Genomic DNA, 19,505 nt, shown 5'->3' with positions numbered 1-19,505 from the left:
CCCCCCCCCCCGCTCTCCCCCCCCCCCCCCCCCCCCACCCCCCCCCCACCCCCCCCCCCCCCCCCCCCCCCCCCCCCCCCCCCCCCCACGGCTGTGCCGATGGCGGTTGGTGCCGTGCCGACGTGCTCATTCGAAGAACTTGAGGCTGAAGCCCACGTCGGTGTTGGCGCCGGGGACGTTGGCCCGGCGGTACGTGGTGTCGCCCCACCAGACGGCCGTGCCGCTGTACCAGTGGCGGTTGGCCCACGAGTACGGCGTGCCCTTGGCGACCGCGTGGAACATGGTCGGGAACCGGTTGCCGGACGGCGGGCCGGCGGCGACGTCACCGCGCGGCAGGACGAACGTGTGGTGGCCGGGGCCGTCCACGTTCAGTGTGGGGTCCCAGCCGGACATCATGGTCGAGGCGTGCGAGCCGAACAGGCAGCCGTTGCTCTTGTACCAGTCCCACACGTACGTCGGGTCGCCTCCCGCTCTCAGCCGCAGGTCGGCGATGCAGTACTGGTTGCTCCAGCTGCCGTTCGCGGAGTACGTGACGTGCAGCCGCCCGCCGGGGTCGACGATCGGCTGCGGTGCCTCGTTGATGTACGGGTTGCCCACGACCCGTTCCCACGGCTCGCGCGGCTGCGAGATGACGTAACGGCCGCCGGTGGTCGTGGTGGGGCTGCTCATCCGCGCGATGTAGAGGTTCTGCTCGACGTTGGTGTCGCCGGCCCAGCCGGACCACACGAACCAGCGCTGGCCGCCGAAGGTGAACGGCACCCCGTCGATGGCCCATTTGTCGTCGGGCAGGGCGACCTTGGTGGCGGCGGAGTAGCCGCTGTCCGGACTGACCGAGCTGATGTGGTACGTCCGGTGGGCCGCACCGGTGCCGGCGGCGAAGTAGATGCGGTACTGACCGTCGTGGTGGACGATCTCGGGGGCCCAGACCTCCCCGAGGTTGGCGGTGTCCCGCCACACCTGGTGCTTGGGCGCGGTGGCGACGCCCTCCATGGTGGACGCCGACCGCACCGCGATGCCGCCGTCCACGGACTTGGCGGAGACGTAGAGGTCCCCGACCTTGATGACGCTGGGGTCGGCGCCGCCGACGAGGGGGCGGCCGAGCGTGGACGGCTGGTCGTCCGTCGCCGTGGTGGCGGCTTCAACGGTTTCGGCGGGGCCGGCGGGTCCGGCGGCTTCGGCGGGTCCGGCGGTGGTCACGTGCCCGAAGGCGAATGTGCCCACGAGTCCGAGGGAGACGATGTTGGCGAGCCATCGGGTGGGGGACATCAGGTTTCCTCCTGATCATGTCCACGACAGAAAGCGCTCTCACCTACTTACCACCGGATGAGCGGCCGTCAAGGGGGCCGGCGGCCCCGCAGAGCGTGGAGGCGGCGCACAGGTCCGCCTTCGACCGGATGGGAACACCGTTGGAGCGCAGTACCTGCCGGACGTCCTGGATCAGCGGGAAGACCTCCTGGTTCCAGTCCGAGCCCTGCTCGTCCCAGGCCCGCTGCTCCGCCTCCACCGCCATCCGGTCCTCCGCGAACACCCGCTCGGTGAAACGCCGGATCAACGGCCAGGCCAGGTGGAGCGCACCGGGGACGGACGGCTTCCGGATCATCAGCAGACCGTAGACATGGTTCGTGCGCTGCTCGGCGTCCTCCGGCACGTATGCCACCCAAAGTGAGAACGCCGGGAGGTCGGCCTTCTCGGGGAGCGCCTGAAGGGTCTGGTACGGGTACTGCGTACGGATGGTGATGACGTCGGGAGAGTCGCCGCCACCGATGCCCTCGGCGGAGAGCAGCCCCGCGCCGCGGTCCTTCTTGCCCCCGCCGGGAGTGAACAGGTACCGGGCCTCCACGGAGTGCGGACCGGTGTCCTGGCCGAGCAGTTCCGGCCGGATCCGCCCGATGACGCCCCGGTGCAGGAACTGGTGGTTCATGTCGAGCAGGTTCTCGTGCATGAACGAGTAGTGGCACCGCACCGTGCGCGAGAACGTCATCGTCCGGTGCTCGCCCGAGGCGTACGCGGGCAGATCGGGGAAGGGGGTGCCGACGGCCTTCTCCGGGTCGCCGGGGAAGACGAAGACCAGTCCGTACGCCTCACGGACCGGGTAGGCGCGCACGCCCCGCGGCGGCCGGTCCACTCCCTTCGGCAGGTACGGGATCTGCGAGATGCGGCCGTTGCCCCGGTAGGCCCAGGCGTGGTAGCAGCACCGCAGGGACTCACCCTCCACGACACCCATGCTCAGCGGCACCTGGCGGTGGGCGCACCGGTCCTCCAAGGCGTACACGGTGCCGCTGCCGCCGCGGTAGAGCGCGATCCGCTCACCCGCGAAACGGGCGGCGAAAGTGCGGTTCTTCCGGACGCTCCCGGACACCGCGACCGGATACCAGTAGTCGGGATTGATGCCGGTCCGGCGAAGGTCGGCCACGCCGGGGGAGGGGGAGCGTACGGCCTGTCGCTCGTTCGCCGTTCCGGGTTCGTTGGTCCCGTCCTGTGCCGACTGCGTCTCGGTCATACGAGTCTCCCTCGCCCGCGGGTCGTTCCAGGTGTGCGCCCTGCCCCGGACCGCGGACGATCGCGGAGACCGTGCGTGTCGCGCGTATCGCGGAAGTCGCGGACGACGCGCGACCGGCGATCTCGGGCAGCCTGTCCCATCCAACGGGCCACCGGCGGCGGCAGCACCTTTTGCGCATCCGGTGGAGTTGCGGAGGACCAGGGCGGCGCCGGCGTCGGCTCAGTTACGCGGGGTGAGCAGGACGACCGGGATCTCGCGGTCGGTCTTCCGCGCGTACTCCTCGTACAGCGGGACGATGCCCGTCATCCGCGGCCAGAGGGACTCACGTTCCGCCGGGGACGCCATCCGGGCCCGGGCGGTGAACCGGCGCGCGCCGACCTGCACCCCGACGCTCGGATCCGCCCGGAGGTTCCTGAACCACTCCGGATCCTCGTCGGCACCGCCTTTCGAGGCGACGACGACGAAGTCGTCGCCCGCGGTGCCGTAGATCAGGCACGTACGGCGCGCGACGCCGGTCCGGCGCCCGGTCGTCGCGAGCACGAGCATGCGGACGCCGTTCGACTCGTGCCCCTCGGTGCCACCGGAGGCCAGATACGTACGAGTCTGCTCGGCCACCCACTCCCACGGGGAGTCGGTGGCGCGGTCGAGGTCATCGGCGACAGCCATGACGGAGGGTCCTCTCTGGAACGCGAGACCGGAAGGGAGGTCCGGACGGAAGTCCTGACAGGGGTCCGGGAACGGGCTCCGGTTCGGGGGAGGCGGGCAAGGAGGTCCGGCACGGTCCGGACTCGGAACGTGCTGACCGGTGAGCGGTCTCAGTCGAGCTTCTCGACGAGCCCGATGATGACGCCGGCGGGGCCGCGGACGTAGCAGTACCGGTACACGTCCCCGTACCGCGCGACCTCGCCCACGAGTTCGGCGCCGTGCGGGCCCAGCCGGTGCAGGACGTCGTCGACGGCGTCCACGGCGAACGTGAGGCGCGGGATGCCCGGGGTGTTGACCGGCGCCCTCGGCGCCTCGCCGGTGGCCACCGGCGAGTGGAACGTCGACAGCTCGACCCGGCTGTGGCCGTCCGGGGTCCGCAAGAAGGCGAGGTCCGCCCGGACCTCGTCCAGCCCGACCAGCTGGTCCACCCATTCCCCCTCGACCGCTGTCTCGCCCTCCAGCTCCAGGCCCAGTTCGACGAAGAACGCGACAGCGGCCGCGAGATCCTCGACCACGAAACCGACGTGATCCATCCGGTAGATCATCATTTCCTCCTCTGCCGGGCGGCCGTCGTGGCCGCTCTGCTCCTGGGACGGAGCCGGCGCGCCATTCTCGACACAGCCCGGCCTGTGACGACGGTCACGGCCCGGCCCGGGCGCGGCGAGCGGGAAGCCGAAGGATCCCCGGCTTCGAAGGCCGGGGATCCCGTGGTCGTGATCCGAATCAGCGGTTCTCCGGATCTCAGGCCGTCAGCGGCGGCCGAGGGTGCGGTCCACCGCCTTGATCAGCTCGCCGTCCGGGGTGTCGCCGTCCAGGGACCAGAACATCGCGCCGCCGAGTCCCCTGGCGCGGACGTACGCCGACTTGACGCGCAGCACCTGCGGGTCGTCGTACGTCCACAGCGTCTTGCCGTCGAAGAGCCAGGCGTGGCCGTTCCTGAGATCGCGGTGCACCTTGTACGTGCCCGAGTCCGCGAGCTTCTTCAGCTCCTCGTAGTCCTCGTTGCCGTTCGCCCAGGTGCCCGGGGCGGGGCCGGTCGCGGGCTGCCCCATGCCGGTGCCGCCGCCCGTGACGCCCGTCCAGCCTTGGCCGTAGAAGGGCATGCCGACCACGAGCTTGCGCGCCGGCGCGCCGCGCCGCAGCCAGTCGTCGACCGTCTGGTTGACGCTGAAGTCGTCGGACTTGGCGAAGAGCGCGGACTGCTGCGCGGTCGTGGGTTCCCAGGTGCCGTGGAAGTCGTAGCCCTGGAGGTTCACGAAGTCGAAGTCCCGCATGATCCTGGAGACTTCGAAGCCCGCGTCGATCTTCGCCGGGGCCGTGGGCACGAACGCGGTCAGCTCGTAGTGCTTGCGCTTCTCATGGCCCTTGCGGGACTTGGTGTACGCGTCGAGCTGCTTGCGGAACTCCCGTACGAGCGCTGTGAAGTTCTCCTTGTCCTCGGGACGGAACACGGTGCCGACGTCGCCTGCCGAACCGGGCCACTCCCAGTCGAGGTCGATGCCGTCGAAGAGACCCGCTGCCGCTCCCGCGCCGCCCCGGGTGCCGTCCACGGGCAGATTGCCCTTGATGTAGAGGTCGATGCAGGAGGAGACCAGCGCGCGGCGGGAGGCGGGGGTGAGGGCCGCGTCGGAGAAGTGCTTCGACCAGCTCCAACCGCCCAGCGAGATGAGGACCTTGAGGCCGGGATGCTTCGCCTTCAGCTCACGCAGCTGATTGAAGTTGCCGGCGAGGCGCTGGTCGTCGGTGTCGGCCACGCCGTCGACGGAGCCGGCCGCGTCGAGGGGGCGCGCGTAGTCGGCCCAGGCGTCCGCCTCTCCCGGGATGTTGCCGGTGAAGCACTTCCCTTCGGCGCTCACGTTCCCGAAGGCGTAGTTGATGTGGGTCAGCCTGGCAGCCGCTCCACTGGTGTCCATGTCCTTGACCTGGTAGTTCCGCCCGTAGACACCCCATTGCGCGAAGTAGCCGACCCGCTTGTACGAGTTGTTGGACGGGTGCGAGGGGTGCGAGCCGTGCTTGTCGCCCCGCGCGGCGGGTTCGGCACCGGCGGAGGGGGCGAGTGTGGCCACGAGGCCGAGGGAGAGGGCGGCGATGGCCAGCCGGGAAAGGTTCTTTCGAGGCATGAGGCTCGTTTCCTGTGCGCGTGCCGGAAGGGAGCGGTGCGCACAGGAACGTATTGGTCTGGACCATTAACGTCAAGATGTTCGGCATCGCTACCGTGGGTAAGTGCCGCTCCGGCGCTTCCGCGCTCCGCCGGTCCGGCGTACGGGCGCCGAAGTCACGGTCGGGGCCGGCTCTCGCCCACGCGGTCGGGGCGCCACGCGGCCCGGTGCGGCGGCCTCCCCGGCTACGGAATGACGTTCTGCGAAACACGCTTGTTACTTGTGCGTAATGCACGTCGTGTCGGTGACATCGGCGACTATGGGCCGCCCTCACCACCGTGGCAACGTTGGCGCTGTCGCCGACGAGGGAGGGTGTGTGAACAAGGGTTACGCCGTGTTCTGCGACGCGGACCGGCAATTCTACGATTCACCCCACCACCTTTCCCCCACCGCCGAACCGGCCGGAACCGAAGACGCGACCGACGATGCGGACAGAACCGCCGAATCGGCGGGAGCCCCGGCATCGGCGGGCCGTTCCCCGGCCCGGACGGGCGAGTGGTACGAAGCCGCCCGGCGCCCGGTGCCCGAGGGCTGGCAGCGTCATCACAGCGGTGACTGGCTGGCATTCCGTCCGGTCGAGCACGAACTGCCCGCCCAGGGCTGGAAGATTCATGTCTCCGCCTGTCTGGACAACGCCGAGTCGATTCTCGACCGCACGATGGTCTACTGCGTCGACCGCCGTATCGCCTTCAAATTCGTGCCGAGCAGATATCTGCTGCACACGCGGAACGCCAAATACGCCGACCGCGGCGCCAGCGGCAAATTCATCACCGTCTACCCGGTGGACGACGAGCAGTTCGGGCGCATAGCCAGTGAACTCGACGAACTCCTGGCCGGTGAGCCGGGCCCGTACATCCTGAGTGACCTCCGGTGGAACGCCGGCCCCGTCCATGTCCGCTACGGCAGCTTCACGCGCCGGGACTGCTACGCCGACGGCATGCTGCGCCCGGCGATCGAGAACGCCGAGGGCAGACTCGTACCCGATCCGCGCGGCCCCGTCTTCCGCACACCCGACTGGATCACCCCGCCGGACGTCCTGCGACCCCACCTCGAAGCGCGCGCCGCCACGACCGTCGCGGCGTCGCCGTACGTCGTCGAGCAGGCCCTGCACTTCTCCAACGGCGGTGGTGTGTACGTCGGCCGCGACAGCAGGACCGGCGCGAAGGTGGTGCTCAAGGAGGCCAGGCCGCACGCGGGTCTGGCGGCCGACGGCGCCGACGCGGTGACCCGGCTCGCCCGGGAGCGGTACGCGCTGGAACAGTTGTCGGGGCTCGCCTGCACCCCGGAGGTCCTCGACACGTTCGAACTCGGCGGCCACCACTTCCTGGTGCTGGAGTTCGTCGAGGGCAGACCCCTCAACACCTTCTTCGCCCGCAGGCATCCCCTGATCGACGCCGACCCCGGCGCGGAGCGGCTCGCCGAGTACACCGCGTGGGCCCTGCGCCTGTACGGGCTGGTGGAACAGGCCGTCGAGGCGGTGCACGCACGGGGGATCGTCTTCAACGATCTGCACCTGTTCAACATCATGGTCTCCGAGGACGAGTCCTCCGTCGTCCTGCTGGACTTCGAGGCCGCGGCCCCCGCCGCGGACAACGGGCGGCAGACCGTCGCCAATCCGGCGTTCGTCGCTCCCGCGGGCCGGCGTGGCTTCGATGTCGACCGCTACGCCCTCGCCTGTCTGCGTCTTGCCCTCTTCATACCGCTGACCAGTCTCTTCGCCATCGACCGGGGCAAGGCCGCGCATCTGGCGGACGTGGTGGCGCGGGAGTTCCCCGTCGACCGCGGCTTCCTGGACGCGGCCGTGGCGGAGATCCTGCGCGAGCCGGGCCGGGACGCGAGCACCGGTACGGCCGGGACAGCCGGTACGCCAGCCGTGGCCGACGAGGCGACCGGCACGGCTTCGACGTCCGGATCCGGGTCGGGGTCCCGGGCGACGGCAACCCGGACCCCGAGCCCCGCCGCGTCCCGCCCCTACCTGCCCGCCGAGCCCGGCGACTGGCCGCGCAGCCGCGACTCCATGGTCCGCGCGATCCTGGCCTCCGCGACCCCCGAACGCGACGACCGCTACTTCCCCGGTGACATCGCCCAGTTCGCCACCACCGGCGGCGGCCTCTCCTTCGGATACGGCGCGGCCGGCGTCCTCTACGCCCTCGCCGAGAGCGGCGCCGCCCCCAGTCCACGCGCCGAGGAATGGCTGCTGGAGCGGACGAAGCAGCCCGACTCGGGCACCCCGCTGGGCTTCTACGACGGTCTCGCGGGCCTCAGTTGGACCCTGCACCGGCTCGGCCATCCCCACCGTGCCCTGGAACTCGCCGAGCTGGCGCTCCGTCAGCCCTGGGACGAGCTGCCCGCCGATCTGCACGGCGGCGCCGCCGGCCTCGGCCTCGCGCTCGACGCCCTCGGCGCCGCGACCGGTGAGAGCCAACTCGCCGACGGTGCCATGCGCTGCGCCCAACTCGCCGCCCGCACCACGGACTCGGCGTCCGAGGGACCGGCCTCCGACACCACGCGCCGGGCCGGGCTGCTGTACGGCGGCGCGGGCACCGCCCTCCTCTTCATCCGCCTGTACGAACGCACCGGCGACACCGCGCTGCTCGACCTCGCGGCCAGGGCGCTCAACAACGACCTGGACCGCTGCGTACAGAGCGCGGGCGGCACGCTCCAGGTGGACGAGGGCTGGCGCACCATGCCCTACCTGGGCGCGGGCAGCGTCGGCATCGGGATGGTCCTCGACGACTACCTCGTCCACCGCGCCGACGAACGGTTCGCGCAGGCGCGCGGCGACATCGTGCGGGCGGCCCAGGCGACCTTCTACGCGCAGCCCGGACTCTTCCGCGGCGCCGCCGGCATGGTGCTCCACCTCAGCCGTACGTCCGTGACGGGCCCCGGCACCGAACCGGCCGACATCGCACGGCAGATGAGCGCGCTCGCCTGGCACGCACTGCCCTACCGCGGCCATCTCGCCTTCCCCGGGGAGCAGATGATGAGGCTCTCCATGGACCTCGCGACCGGCACCGCCGGTTGTCTGCTGGCAGTCGCCGCCGCCCACGCGGACGGCCCCGCGCGACTGCCGTTCCTCCCGCCGCTGAAGAAGCGGCCCATGAACCGGCTCCTCCTGGAGTCGTGACCAGCACATCGTCCCCATAAAAGAGAGGTACTGTCATGAACCTTCTTGACCTGCAGTCGATGGAGACCCCCAAGGAAGAGGCCACGGGCGACGTCGCCACCGGCAGCCGGGCGAGCCTGCTGCTCTGCGGTGACAGCAGCCTGAGCGTCACCACCTGTAACTGACACCGCTGGTCGTCGGCAGGCCGATGACCTGGTGCGGCGCCGGACGGGCTTCCGAGCCCGTCCGGCGCTCGCGGGCGTCGGTCCCCGCTCACGCCGCGAGCAGTCCGAACCGAGGGGACCCTTCTTGAAGACGCCGCCCGTACCGGACGACCGTGAAGCGACAGCCGCCGGTCTCCTGCTGGGCGCCGCGCGCCACAACGCGGGCCGGACCACGGCGGTCTTCCTCTGCTCGGCCGCCTCGGCCGCCGCGTCCCTCGCACTGCCGGCCGTCCTCGGCCGCACACTCGACCTCCTGCTCCGGCGCAGCCCGGACGCCGACCCCTGGCTGCTCGCCTGCGCGGCCCTGATCGTCGCCGAAGTCCTGCTGGACGCGTCGGTGGCCCTGCTCGGCGGTACGGCGAGCGCCCGCTCCGCCGCCTGGCTCCGCACCCGGGGCGTGGCCCGGCTGCTCGGCGCGTGGCCCGGCCACGCCTCCCGTTTCCCGCCCGGCGACGTGGCCGTCCGGCTCACGGCGAACGCCACCGAGGCGTCGACCGCGCCCGTCTCCGCCGCCACGCTCGGGGCCTCGCTGCTCGCGCCCGTCGGGGCGGTCGTCGCGCTGTTCCTGATCGACCCGTGGATCGCCCTCACGTTCCTCGCGGGGCTCCCGCTGCTGATGCTCGTCCTGCGGGCGTTCGCCCGCGGCTCCTCCGACAGCGTCGCGAGCTACCAGCACGTCCAGGCCGACATCGCCACACGGCTGGTCGAGGCGCTGGCCGGCGCGCGCACCATCGCCGCAGCGGGCACCGAGGCACGCGACCGCGACCGAATCCTCGCCCCGCTGCCCGAACTGGCCGCGCAGGGCACCCGGATGTGGCGGATCCACGGCGCCGCCGTCGCGCGCAGCGGTGTGCTCATGCCGCTGCTCACCGTCGCGGTCCTGGCGGTCGGTGGCATCAGGCTCGCCTCCGGGAACATGAGCGTCGGTGAACTGCTGGCAGCCAGCCGGTACGCGGCGCTCGCAGCCGGCGTCGGTACGGCCGCCGGACTGCTCGGTTCCCTGATCCGCAGCCGCTCGGCGGCCCGCCGGGCCGCCGTCCTGATGGCGCTGCCCGCCATGACGCACGGTGCCCGGACCCTGCCGGCCGAGGGACGCGGGACGCTGGAACTGCGCGGCGTGAGTGTGAAGCACGGGGACCGGACCGTACTCGCCGGGGTCGACCTGACGATTGACGGCGGTACCTCCGTGGCGGTCGTCGGCCGCTCGGGGGCGGGGAAGTCCACGCTGGCGGCGGTCGCCGGGCGGCTGACGGAGCCGGACGGGGGGACCGTACTGCTGGACGGCGTGCCGCTCGGTGACCTCCGGCGGGAGGAGCTGCGCCGCGAGGTGGGCCATGCCTTCGAACGTCCCGTCCTCTTCGGCGCCACGCTGGGCGAGGCCCTGGCGGGCGGCTCGCCGATGACCGGTGAACGGGTCCGCGCGGCGGCGCGCGCCGCGAGCGCGGACCCGTTCGTACGGCTCCTGCCACAGGGTTACGCGACCGCGCCGCATGCCGCGCCGCTCTCCGGTGGAGAACTGCAACGCCTGGGACTGGCAAGGGCGTTCGCGCGAGCCGGACGGCTCCTGGTGCTGGACGACGCGACATCGAGCCTGGACACCGTGACGGAGCGTCAGGTGGAGCGGGCCCTGGCACGGGACGTCCGGCACGGCACCCGGGTGATCGTCGCCCACCGCCTCTCCTCGGCGGCCCGCTGCGACCTGGTGGTGTGGCTGGAGGAGGGGCGGGTGCGGGCGACGGGGACGCACGAGCAGTTGTGGCGCTCCGAGGAGTACCGCGCCCTGTTCGCGCCTCCGGAAACCGAACCCCCGCACCCGCGCTCCGCACCCGAGGGGCGGGAGGCCGCGGATCTCACACCGACCACCCCGCCGGCGGGCCCCCACCCGTCCGCCGCCGTTCCCGGCCCCACCCCGGCCGAGCGGGCCGACCGGTGAGCGCCCCCGCGAAGCCGCGGTCCGCCGCCGGGCCGCCGGTCGCCGGAGCGTCCCCCGGCAGGGGCGCGCTCCGCCGGAACCTGCCGTCCGCGCTGCGTTTTCTCGCGGGCAGGAAGCGGGTCCTGGTACGGCTCGGCGGGTGGTCGCTGCTGGAGTCCGCGCAGACGTTCCTCGGCGGGTACTGCCTCGCGCAGGCCCTCGACCGCGGGTTCCTCGCCGGACAGACCGGGACGGGCCTTCTCTGGCTCGCCGTCGCCGCCGTCTCGATCCTCGGCGCCGGACCCCCGATGCGCGGTGTCTTCGCCCAACTGGCGGAGCTGACCGAGCCGTTGCGGGACGCGCTCGTACGGCGCGCGGTCCGGCAGGCGCTGCGCCGGGCCGTCACCGACCCGGCCCGCACCGACGACCGCTCGGACACCGCCGCCGTCTCACGGCTCACCCATCAGACCGAGATCGTCCGCGACAGCTTCGCCGGACTGGTCCTCACCGTGCGGGCGTTCGTGTTCAACGCCGCCGGCGCGCTGATCGGCCTGCTTGCCCTCGCCCCCGAACTGCTCCTCGTCGTGCTGCCCCCGCTCGTCCTGGGAATCGCGCTCTTCCTGGCCACACTGCTCCCGATGGCCTCGGCACAGCGCGACTTCCTGGACGCCGACGAGGCCGTGGCCGAGGGCGTGGGCGCGGTGTCGGCCGGCCACCGTGACCTCGTGGCCTGCGGAGCGCAGACCGGCGCGGCGGAGCGTACGGGGCGGCTCATCGACGACGCCGAGCGGACCTCGCGGGTGCTGGCACGCTGGGCCGCGCTGCGTACCGTGGCGCTCGGCGTCGCCGGCCAACTGCCCGTGCTGCTCCTGCTCGTCACCACTCCGTGGCTTCTGCGTCAGGGGGTGACGACCGGCGCCCTGGCGGGTGCGCTGACGTATCTGCTCCAGGCGCTGCTTCCCGCGCTGCACAGCATGATGACCGCGCTGGGGGCGGCGGGGACCAGGCTGCTGGTCGTGGTCGACCGGTTCCAGGACGCCACCGCCGCTCCCGTACCCGCGAAGGCGCCCGCCCCTGCCCCCGCACCGGCCGCCGGCGCCGGCCGCCCGCGCCACCCGAGCCACTCCCACGGCCGGCGCTCCTCGCGCACCGGGCCGGCGGTCGAGGTCCGCGACGTCACCCACGCCTACGGCCCCGACTCGGCTCCCGTGCTCGAACGCCTCGATCTCACCGTCCGGCGCGGTGAGCACATCGCCGTCGTCGGCCCGAGCGGCATCGGCAAGTCGACGCTCGCCGGTGTCGTCTCCGGGCTCGTGACCCCCGACGACGGAACGGTGCTGCTCGGCGGCGAACCGGTGACCGGCCGGAGCGCTCAGGATCTGGCCGGCCGACGTGTCCTCATCCCGCAGCAGGCGTATGTCTTCACCGGCAGTGTCCGCGACAACCTCCTGTATCTGCGGCCGGACGCCACCGGCGGCGAACTGGACCGCACGGTGCGGACGTTGGGGGCCGAATCCCTCGTCCGCCGGCTGGGCGGCCCGGAAGCCGTACTCAACCCCCGGAGCCTGTCCCACGGTGAGCGCCAGCTCCTGGCGCTGTGCCGTGCCCATCTCTCCGCCGCGCCCCTCGTCCTGCTCGACGAGGCCACCTGCCATCTGGACCCCGCCACGGAGGCGCGCGTCGAACGCGCCTTCGCCGAGCGGGCCCGTGCCCACGGGAGCCGTGCCCGTGACGGCGCCCTGATCGTCGTGGCCCACCGGCTGTCGTCGGCACGCCGGGCGGACCGGGTGCTCGTACTGGACGGCACGACGCCGCGGTTCGGCACGCACGAGGAGCTGTTGACGAGCTCGGCGCTCTACCGGGACCTATTCGGCCACTGGCAGCACACGCCGCCGCCCGCCGTCCGCTGAAGGGCCGGGGGCCGGAGCCCGCACTAGAGCCATCCCGCGTCCTGGGATATGCGCACGGCGTCCATACGGTTGCGCGCACCGACTTTCCGTATCGCGGAAGCCAGGTAATTGCGTATCGTCCCGCTGGACAGATGCAGCGAGGCCGCGATGTCGCCGATCGGCGAGCCCTCCGCCGCGAGCGCCAGAACGCTCAACTCCCTTGGCGTCAGCGGGAGTTTGGTGGCCTGGAGGAAATCACAGGCCAGCGAGTCGTCCACATACCGCTCTCCGCGTGCGACGCGGTGAATTCCCTCGATCAACCGGCTGGGGTCGCCGTCCCTGTTGACATAGCCGAGCGCCCCCGCCTCGAATGCTCTCATCAGCGCCCCTGGTTTTCTTTCCGAGGTGAGCACCAATAACGCTCCCATACCGCCCTGCCCGTTGCCCGATCCGGGCATTCCCGTGCGCGCCGGGTCATCGAGACAGTCGATATCGATCACGCTGACGTGCGGTGATGGGCAGAGTGCCTCCTGATGCGCGGGAGGCTTGGGGGACGCGGAAACCTGGAGCGTCTCCTCGCAACGCAACAGTGCGACAAGAGCTGAACGGAACAGTCCGACCCTGTGTACGACTTGAACATGGATCATGCGCGTCCCCCTTGTAGGTGGTAGTGGCCGGTCGGCATCACCGTGCCCGTCGTGCGGCGATGGGAACTTCTTGTCCGCCGGAAGCTGAGGCACTTTTCGGATTGCCGTGTGCCCCCGGCATGCGCTTGTGCTCCCCAGTACGCCCCCCAGCTTTTTCCCACGTCCCCGTCCCCTCTGGAAAGTTGTCACATCGACCCGGCTGAGGGAAAGGGAATGATACTTCCGGTCATTGGGCGATTGAATCAAGTCGAAATTGAGAAGGCGGCCAATCCTCGCCGCTCAATCGCATATGCCCGCCGCAACCGGAATGGGCCGGACCGGACCCGACGGATCCGGAACCGGGGAGTGCCGGGCCGCGCTCCCGGCGTGGCGCGATACCGTCGGCGGACACGGCGCCGGAGCGGACCGGCGGCGCGTCACCGTGTCTCGTGCGACAGCAGGTTGCCGAGCGGGCCGAGGTCCAGGTTGAGGTCCTCACGGCGCAGGCCGTGCAGCTCGCAGAGTTCCGTCATGCGCTCGTCGAGGAGCATCAGGGTGGTCCCCACGCGCTCCTCCTGTTCCTCCGTCAGCTCACCGCTGTCGAAGCGGCGGATCGCCTGCCGTTCCATCAGCTGTCTGAGCAGCTCCACGACGGTCAGCACCAGGGACGCCAGATCGCCGGCCGCGCTGTGCGGATCGATGTCCACCCGGGTGTCGTTCACAGGGGCCCGCTGTCGGCCCACGGCGCGGGAACGCGCTCGCTGACGGAGGCCAGCAGGGCGTGCAGGGAGAGCCGGACCAGCGGAACGTCCGCGATGGCGATCACGAGATCGCCGCTGATGACGACTCCGGTACCGAGCACCCTGTCGAGCAGGTCGACCAGGGGGACGCCGATGGGGGCCGTGGCTTCCGGGCCCTGCCACGGCACGGGGTCACGGGTGGCCTGCAAGTTCTCCTCCGTCCGTGAACGAGTAGGGGGCCCAGGGCCCGGAGACGTCGATCTCGATCCCGTCGAATTCCGGGGACGCGCGGAACCGGCCGATCGTGGCGGCCAGTTCCTCGCTCGTGTCCTCGGCGATCAGATAGGCCGTGTTCATGATCTGTGTGCGCTCCTTGCCGGTGACCTCGGGGCCGTGCGGCCGGCGGGGGACCGTGGCGACCGCCAGCCTCCGCAAGGCGGTGTCCACCCGCTCGGCGGCGGCCAGCGCGCTCTCCCGGTGCCGTTCGCGCAGGTGCTGGCGGCTGCGCAGCCGGTCGAGGTAGTCACGGCCCGAGACACGGCGGCCGGGGGCGGCCGGCTCCCCGGCGCGGGGAGCACCGGACCCGGCCCCCGTGCCGGTCCGTGTCAGATGGACCTTGACCGCCCATTCGGCCCGGCCCGCGACGCGCTCCAGCGCCAGAGCGAAGCGTTCGCGGTTCTCCCCGACGGCCGCGCGCACGCGCTCGTCACCGAGGCAGATCGTGGCCAGCGGCATCGGCACGGTGGGTCCGCCCGCGGCGGCGGCGCTGACGACGCCGTGGTGGGCACGTGCGCACCGTTCGAGTTCGGCCGCGTCGGTGAGCCGCTCACGCAGCGCCGTCTCGGAGAACCCGGCCGCCGGTACGTCCTGGACCACGGCGCACAGCGAGCCCACCGCCAGCAGCCGCGGCGGCCCGCCGCCCGGGTGCCCGTCGGCCGAGGAGAGGGACCCGGGATGGTCCGACCGGCAGACGGCGAAGACATAGGTGGCCCAGGAGCCGGCATACCCGGCGGGAGCCGTGGGGGAGGGGCGCGGAGTGGAGGTCATCGGCGGCGCGGCTCCCTTCCTGCGCCCGCCCTCGGGACGCTGCCGGCGCCCCGGGATTCCCCGCCCTCCAGTTCCCGGGAGTCCTCGTCCTCCAGCGCCTCGATCCGTTCGCGCAACCGTTTGTTCTCCTCGTACAGGGCGTCGTGCGCGGCGCGCGACGACAGCGCGGGATCGGTCTCCCACCAGTCGATGCCCGCCTTCTTCGCCGTCTCCACGGACGAGATGAACAGCCGCAGGCGGATGGTCAGCAGTTCGATGTCCAGCAGATCGATCTTGATGTCGCCGGCGATGACGATGCCCTTGTCCAGCACCCGCTCCAGGATCTCGGCCAGATTGGCCGTGGCGGGCGGATGCGACCGGGACTCCGCGGTCCAGCTGCCGAGTTCCGTCACGGCCTCACTCCAGGTGCGGGTACCGGTGATGTCCTGTCGAGAATGTCCAGCAGCCGTTCCTCCTCGCGCTCGAAGCGCGCGAGGTCGATATCACCCTCGTCCAGGGCGCGGTTCAGTTCGGAGAGCTGGACGCGGATAACCGCCGGGTCGTACAGCTCCGCCTCCGCCGCGTCGACGAGCCGGTCCGAGATCCAGACCACGCCGCGTACCGGTGCCAGGGGCAGCAGGAGCACCCCGGAGAGCAGACCCATGTCAGGCCCTGGCCGGGACGGGCTGCGGAGCCACGAAGCTGTAGCAGGGCAGCGGGCCGGTCACCCGCAGCTCGACCCGGTCCGGATGCTCCGCCGCGAATCGCTCGGCGACACCCCGGAAACGCCCTTCCTCGCGGCGCGGTACGAGAAAGGACGCGTTCAGTACGCAGCCCTCCACGTCCGGTCCCGGGCACATGTCGTCGGCGATCCCCGCGAATCGCGGCGACAGCAGGGCCGCCGCCTCGGCCGCTCTGCGCCGCAGGCCCTCCGCCACGGCGCGGCCGAGCCGGACGTTCGCCTCGTAGCCGGGACGGCGGCGCGTCTCCTCGCGCAACCGCCGGACCGCCGCGTCCTCACGGATCAGCGCGGCCAGGTCGTCCTGTACGGGCATGACCTTCACGTTCATCTCGACGCGGGAGTCCAGCCGCTCCAGTACGGCGGCGTGCTCGCCGGCGCGCGAGGCGACGGCCGCCAGCACCGTCGCCTCGTCCGGCGCCACCATGCCGAAGCGCATCGGCAGCACGGGGCCGGCGGCGGCCAGCGCCAGGAGCAGCTTCTGATGCGCCATCAGATCCCGCCGCCGGGCCCTGAGTCCCGGATACGCGGCGCTGACCACGACGGCGAGGTCCCCGGCCGGCAGCAGCCGCACCGGTTCCGGCGGCTCGCCGATGCCGTCGGCGGAAGGGGGAAGCGGATGGGAGCCGCCCACGATGCCGTAGACATAGATACCTGAAGCGGTCATGGGTTAGCGCTCCTCCTTGTGGCGTCGGGTCCGTTCGCTTCCGCCGCTCCTGGAGCGGGACGTCGAGGACCTGCGGGGGCGCTCCTCTTCCTCCCGCTCGTCCTCGTCCTCGTCGTCGTCACCACCGGGGCCCACGGCCTTCTTGACCTTCTCTCCGACGGAACGCGCGGCCTTCTTCGCCCCGGCCTTGCCGACGCTCTTCGTCATACCGCCGCCGAACAGCTCCGGCACCGTCCTGCTGGTCGAGTCGGTCTCCAGGTCCAGCCGGTTGCAGGCTTCGGCGAACCGCAGATAGGTGTCGACACTGGCGACCACGATCCGCGCGTCGATCTTCAGGATCTCGATGCCGACCAGGGACACCCTGACGAAGATGTCGATGACCATGCCGCGGTCGAGGATGAGTTCCAGGACGTCGTAGAGGGTGCCGGCGCGGGGAACGCGGACAACTTCCTCACTGTATGTGCTCAAGGTATGACCGTCTCTCGGGATCTGGCTCCAGTTCCGGGCGTTCACGTGTCCGCCTGACCTCGGCGGTAGCGACGCACTCTGCGGTACCGCAGCAGTGAGCCGTCCTCGTCGATGTCCACCTCGTACGTCGCGAGCAGGCTGGTGGTGTCGGGGATGCGCGGGAGTTCCAGCACGTCCACGTCGACCTGCCAGCCGTCGTCGGTCCGCGAGACCGCCGAGACGCCCTCCGGCCGGTGCCTGATCAGCTTGCGCAGGCTCTGGCACGCGCGCTCGGCCGCCTCCTCCGCTCCGCCCACGTGTTCCCCACCCGTGGCGGAGCGGGCGGATCGGGAAGTCCGGGCTCGCCCGGCGCGCTGCTCTGACATGCTCCACAGCCTTGCGGCCGCGTGACCGCTCCGCACGCGGTGGTGGACCGAACGGGCTGCCCGTGAAAACCACACGAATGGCGGCTCGGCGAGGTCCGGAGCACAGTGGAGAGAGGAGTGCCCACCGCGACGCGGACAGCGCTCGCTGCCACGTCGCCGGGCCACTCGCAGATTTCCGCCCTCTTCTTCTCTGGAGGATCCGATGGCCAGCACCGACACCAGCAGCCGCCCCACCACCACCCACGCGAGCGGCACCAGCACAAAGAACGGGGGGCCCGGCGGCACGACCACGATCGCGGACAGCGTCGTGGCCACCATCGCGGGCATAGCGGTCCGCGAGTCCGACGGAATCTACGATCTGGGCGGCAGCGCCTCGCGGGCCCTGGGGTCGGTGAAGGACCGGATGTCCAAGGCCCCCGACCCCAGCAGGGGAGTCAAGGTCGAGGTCGGAGAGACACAGACCGCGGTCGACGTGGACGTCATCGTGGAGTACGGCGAACCGATCGCGGACGACGCCAAGGACATCCGCACCCGTGTGACGGACGCGGTGGAGACGATGACGGGCCTTGAGGTCGTCGAGATCAACATCAACGTGCTCGACGTCCATCTGCCCGGATCGGACGACGAGGACGACGGCGGTCGCGGCCGGGTCCAGTAACGGCGTCCGGGCCGTTCGCTCCGTTCCACCCGGTCCGCTCCCGCGGCCCGAAGGGCACGCGGTACGTCCTCCCAGCAATGCGAGGCACTCATGGAGAACAGCAAGAAGGTCTGTCTCGCCGCCGCTGTGGCGGCGGGCTACGTCCTCGGCCGGACCAAGAAGGGGAAGCTGGCACTCGGCCTCGCCCCTCTGGTCGCGGGGCAGCAACTGCCCATGAATCCCAGGGAGTTGGTCATCCTGGCGATGCGCAAGCTCGCGGAGAACCCCACGGTGGGACCGCTGGTCGAGCAGGCGCGGGGTGAGTTGCTGGACGCGAGCCGCTCGGCGTTGTCCGCGACGGCGAACCGTCGCCTGGAAGCGGTCGCCGACGCGCTCCAGCAGCGGACCGAGGCACTGCTCGACGTCCCGCTCGGAGAGAACGAGGACGAGGAAGCCGAGGAAGACGAAGGCGACGAGGAGGAGTTCGACGACGAGGAGGAGGACGAGCCCAGGGACGAGGAGCCCGGGGCGGACGACGCCGGGGACGACGAGGAGGAGCGCCCCCGTCGTCGTCCGGCGAAACGCCCGGCGGCGAAGAAGGCGCCGGCCAAGAAGACCGCGGCCCAGAAGACACCGGCGAAGAAGGCGCCCGCCAAGAAGACGGCGGCGGCCAAGAAGTCCGCCGCGAAGAAGTCCGCGCACCGCGACGGCCGGAGGAGGTGACTCTCATGGCAGGACAGGACAACGCCAAGGACACGGGCACTTCCGGACTGGACAGGGTCAAGGAACAGCTGTCCGCCTACGTCGGGGCCCGGGGGCAGCGGCTGCTGGACTCCGCCGGAGGCAGACTGGCCGACCTCGCGCAGGGACTCGGGGACGGCGGCGGAGGAGGGGCCGACGGCGTCCTGGGCGTCGGGAAGCGGGTGCTCGGCGGCGAGAATCCGGTCAAGGCCCTCGTTGGCGAGAAGGCCGGGTCGATGAAGGACAAGGCCGTGGATTCCGTCAAGAGCGCCTTCGGCGGCGGGGACGGAAAGTCCGGCAGTCCCAAGGTGACCAACATCATCGAGGCCATCGACGTCGGCAAACCACTGCGCACCGTCTATGACCGCTGGACCGAGATCGAGGAGTTCAACTCCTTCGCCAAGGGCGTCACCGACGTGTCCCAGTCGGACGAGATCGAGAGCGACTGGAAGCTCAAGGTCGCCTTCTCCAACCGCAGTTGGAAGGCCACCGTGCAGGAGCAGGTCCCCGACGACCGTATCGTCTGGACGTCCGAGGGCGCCCAGGGCACGACGCACGGCGCGATCACCTTCCACGAACTGGCCCCGAGCCTGACCCGCATCGTCGCCGTCGTCGAGTACACCCCGTCCGGATTCTTCGAGAAGACCGGCAACATCTGGCGTGCCCAGGGACGCCGGCTGCGTCTGGACCTCAAACACTTCCAGCGGTACGCCACACTCACCGACGACGAGGACGTCGAGGGCTGGCGCGGCGAGATCCGCGAGGGCGAGGTCGTCCGGAGCCACGAGGAAGGGCTGGAGGACGACGAACCGGAGGAAGAGGAAGAGGAGGAGGACGAGGGCCCGGAGGAGCCCGAGGACGAAGCCGAGGACGACTACGACGAGGAAGAAGAGGACGAGGACGAGGAGGAGCCGGACGAGGAGGAGCCGGACGAGGAGGACGAGGAGCGGAGGTGAGGGCCACCGGCCCCGCGCCCGTACGCCCGTACGCCCGTGAACAGC

The 19,505-nt window shown here is 71.3% G+C and carries 21 protein-coding genes; 7 read left to right on the top strand and 14 right to left on the bottom strand.

Annotated elements, in window-relative coordinates; all coding sequences use genetic code 11:
• Positions 1-126: 126 nt before the first annotated feature.
• From ACZ61E_RS01145 to ACZ61E_RS01125, 5 genes are all read right to left on the bottom strand, one after another.
• Positions 127-1,266, bottom strand: coding sequence for a glycoside hydrolase family 43 protein (locus tag ACZ61E_RS01145; RefSeq protein WP_469696492.1), 1,140 nt, complete (start codon positions 1,264-1,266; stop codon positions 127-129).
• A 43-nt stretch (positions 1,267-1,309) separates the two neighbouring features.
• Entirely contained in the window at positions 1,310-2,500 is a 1,191-nt protein-coding gene (locus ACZ61E_RS01140; RefSeq protein WP_469696491.1) for a Rieske 2Fe-2S domain-containing protein, read from the bottom strand.
• Between the two features lie 219 nt (positions 2,501-2,719).
• A complete protein-coding gene (locus ACZ61E_RS01135) occupies positions 2,720-3,166 on the bottom strand; it encodes a nitroreductase family deazaflavin-dependent oxidoreductase (protein WP_469696489.1) in 447 nt (148 codons plus the stop codon).
• 149 nt (positions 3,167-3,315) lie between these two features.
• A complete protein-coding gene (locus ACZ61E_RS01130) occupies positions 3,316-3,753 on the bottom strand; it encodes a VOC family protein (protein ID WP_469696488.1) in 438 nt (145 codons plus the stop codon).
• A gap of 201 nt (positions 3,754-3,954) precedes the next feature.
• Positions 3,955-5,325 (bottom strand): glycoside hydrolase family 18 protein, encoded by a 1,371-nt coding sequence (locus ACZ61E_RS01125; RefSeq protein ID WP_469696487.1) that lies wholly within the window; start codon positions 5,323-5,325, stop codon positions 3,955-3,957.
• A gap of 355 nt (positions 5,326-5,680) precedes the next feature.
• Between ACZ61E_RS01125 and lanKC the strand changes: the two genes are divergently transcribed.
• From lanKC to ACZ61E_RS01105, 4 genes are all read left to right on the top strand, one after another.
• Positions 5,681-8,491, top strand: coding sequence for a class III lanthionine synthetase LanKC (gene lanKC / locus ACZ61E_RS01120; protein ID WP_469696485.1), 2,811 nt, complete (start codon positions 5,681-5,683; stop codon positions 8,489-8,491).
• 35 nt (positions 8,492-8,526) lie between these two features.
• Positions 8,527-8,655, top strand: coding sequence for a mycelium formation morphogenetic lantipeptide SapB (gene ramS / locus ACZ61E_RS01115; protein ID WP_469696483.1), 129 nt, complete (start codon positions 8,527-8,529; stop codon positions 8,653-8,655).
• A 124-nt stretch (positions 8,656-8,779) separates the two neighbouring features.
• Positions 8,780-10,627, top strand: coding sequence for an ABC transporter ATP-binding protein (locus ACZ61E_RS01110; protein ID WP_469696481.1), 1,848 nt, complete (start codon positions 8,780-8,782; stop codon positions 10,625-10,627).
• A complete protein-coding gene (locus tag ACZ61E_RS01105; protein ID WP_469696479.1) occupies positions 10,624-12,516 on the top strand; it encodes an ATP-binding cassette domain-containing protein in 1,893 nt (630 codons plus the stop codon). Before ACZ61E_RS01110 ends, ACZ61E_RS01105 begins: the two co-directional genes overlap by 4 nt.
• 23 nt (positions 12,517-12,539) lie before the next feature.
• On the opposite strand, the gene ACZ61E_RS01100 is transcribed toward ACZ61E_RS01105, so the two are convergent.
• The 9 genes from ACZ61E_RS01100 to ACZ61E_RS01060 all read right to left on the bottom strand — a co-directional run bounded on the left by ACZ61E_RS01100 (position 12,540) and on the right by ACZ61E_RS01060 (position 17,126).
• Positions 12,540-12,875, bottom strand: coding sequence for a response regulator transcription factor (locus ACZ61E_RS01100; RefSeq protein WP_469696478.1), 336 nt, complete (start codon positions 12,873-12,875; stop codon positions 12,540-12,542).
• 683 nt (positions 12,876-13,558) lie between these two features.
• Positions 13,559-13,843: a gas vesicle protein K gene (locus tag ACZ61E_RS01095; protein ID WP_147874846.1), complete on the bottom strand. Its 285-nt coding sequence runs from the start codon at positions 13,841-13,843 to the stop codon at positions 13,559-13,561.
• The gene (locus ACZ61E_RS01090) at positions 13,840-14,049 is read right to left on the bottom strand and encodes a gas vesicle protein (protein WP_469696637.1); all 210 of its coding nucleotides are present in this window, start codon (positions 14,047-14,049) and stop codon (positions 13,840-13,842) included. Before ACZ61E_RS01090 ends, ACZ61E_RS01095 begins: the two co-directional genes overlap by 4 nt.
• 4 nt (positions 14,050-14,053) lie before the next feature.
• Positions 14,054-14,908 carry a GvpL/GvpF family gas vesicle protein gene (locus tag ACZ61E_RS01085; protein ID WP_469696476.1) on the bottom strand — a complete coding sequence of 285 codons (855 nt, stop codon included), beginning with the start codon at positions 14,906-14,908 and terminating at the stop codon, positions 14,054-14,056.
• On the bottom strand, positions 14,905-15,300 hold the full coding sequence (locus ACZ61E_RS01080; protein WP_469696474.1) for a gas vesicle protein: 396 nt from the start codon (positions 15,298-15,300) through the stop codon (positions 14,905-14,907). Before ACZ61E_RS01080 ends, ACZ61E_RS01085 begins: the two co-directional genes overlap by 4 nt.
• Entirely contained in the window at positions 15,297-15,551 is a 255-nt protein-coding gene (locus ACZ61E_RS01075; RefSeq protein WP_469696472.1) for a gas vesicle protein GvpG, read from the bottom strand. Before ACZ61E_RS01075 ends, ACZ61E_RS01080 begins: the two co-directional genes overlap by 4 nt.
• A 1-nt stretch (position 15,552) precedes the next feature.
• Complete coding sequence (locus tag ACZ61E_RS01070; RefSeq protein ID WP_469696471.1) at positions 15,553-16,293, bottom strand: GvpL/GvpF family gas vesicle protein; 741 nt, start codon at positions 16,291-16,293, stop codon at positions 15,553-15,555.
• A 3-nt stretch (positions 16,294-16,296) separates the two neighbouring features.
• Positions 16,297-16,761, bottom strand: coding sequence for a gas vesicle protein GvpJ (gene gvpJ, locus ACZ61E_RS01065; protein ID WP_469696469.1), 465 nt, complete (start codon positions 16,759-16,761; stop codon positions 16,297-16,299).
• Positions 16,762-16,802: 41 nt separating this feature from the next.
• Positions 16,803-17,126 carry a gas vesicle protein GvpO gene (locus ACZ61E_RS01060; protein ID WP_469696467.1) on the bottom strand — a complete coding sequence of 108 codons (324 nt, stop codon included), beginning with the start codon at positions 17,124-17,126 and terminating at the stop codon, positions 16,803-16,805.
• A gap of 202 nt (positions 17,127-17,328) precedes the next feature.
• On the opposite strand from ACZ61E_RS01060, the gene ACZ61E_RS01055 reads away from it, so the two are divergent.
• The 3 genes from ACZ61E_RS01055 to ACZ61E_RS01045 all read left to right on the top strand — a co-directional run bounded on the left by ACZ61E_RS01055 (position 17,329) and on the right by ACZ61E_RS01045 (position 19,460).
• Positions 17,329-17,784 (top strand): Asp23/Gls24 family envelope stress response protein, encoded by a 456-nt coding sequence (locus tag ACZ61E_RS01055; protein WP_469696465.1) that lies wholly within the window; start codon positions 17,329-17,331, stop codon positions 17,782-17,784.
• Between the two features lie 90 nt (positions 17,785-17,874).
• The gene (locus ACZ61E_RS01050) at positions 17,875-18,486 is read left to right on the top strand and encodes a hypothetical protein (protein ID WP_469696464.1); all 612 of its coding nucleotides are present in this window, start codon (positions 17,875-17,877) and stop codon (positions 18,484-18,486) included.
• Positions 18,487-18,491: 5 nt separating this feature from the next.
• Entirely contained in the window at positions 18,492-19,460 is a 969-nt protein-coding gene (locus ACZ61E_RS01045; RefSeq protein WP_469696463.1) for an SRPBCC family protein, read from the top strand.
• The last annotated feature ends 45 nt before the right edge of the window (positions 19,461-19,505 follow it).

Source organism: Streptomyces sp. NPDC104581 (genome assembly GCF_055583685.1).
The sequence above is the reverse complement of the archived record's forward strand: the minus strand, read 5'-3'. Positions and strand labels throughout refer to the sequence as shown.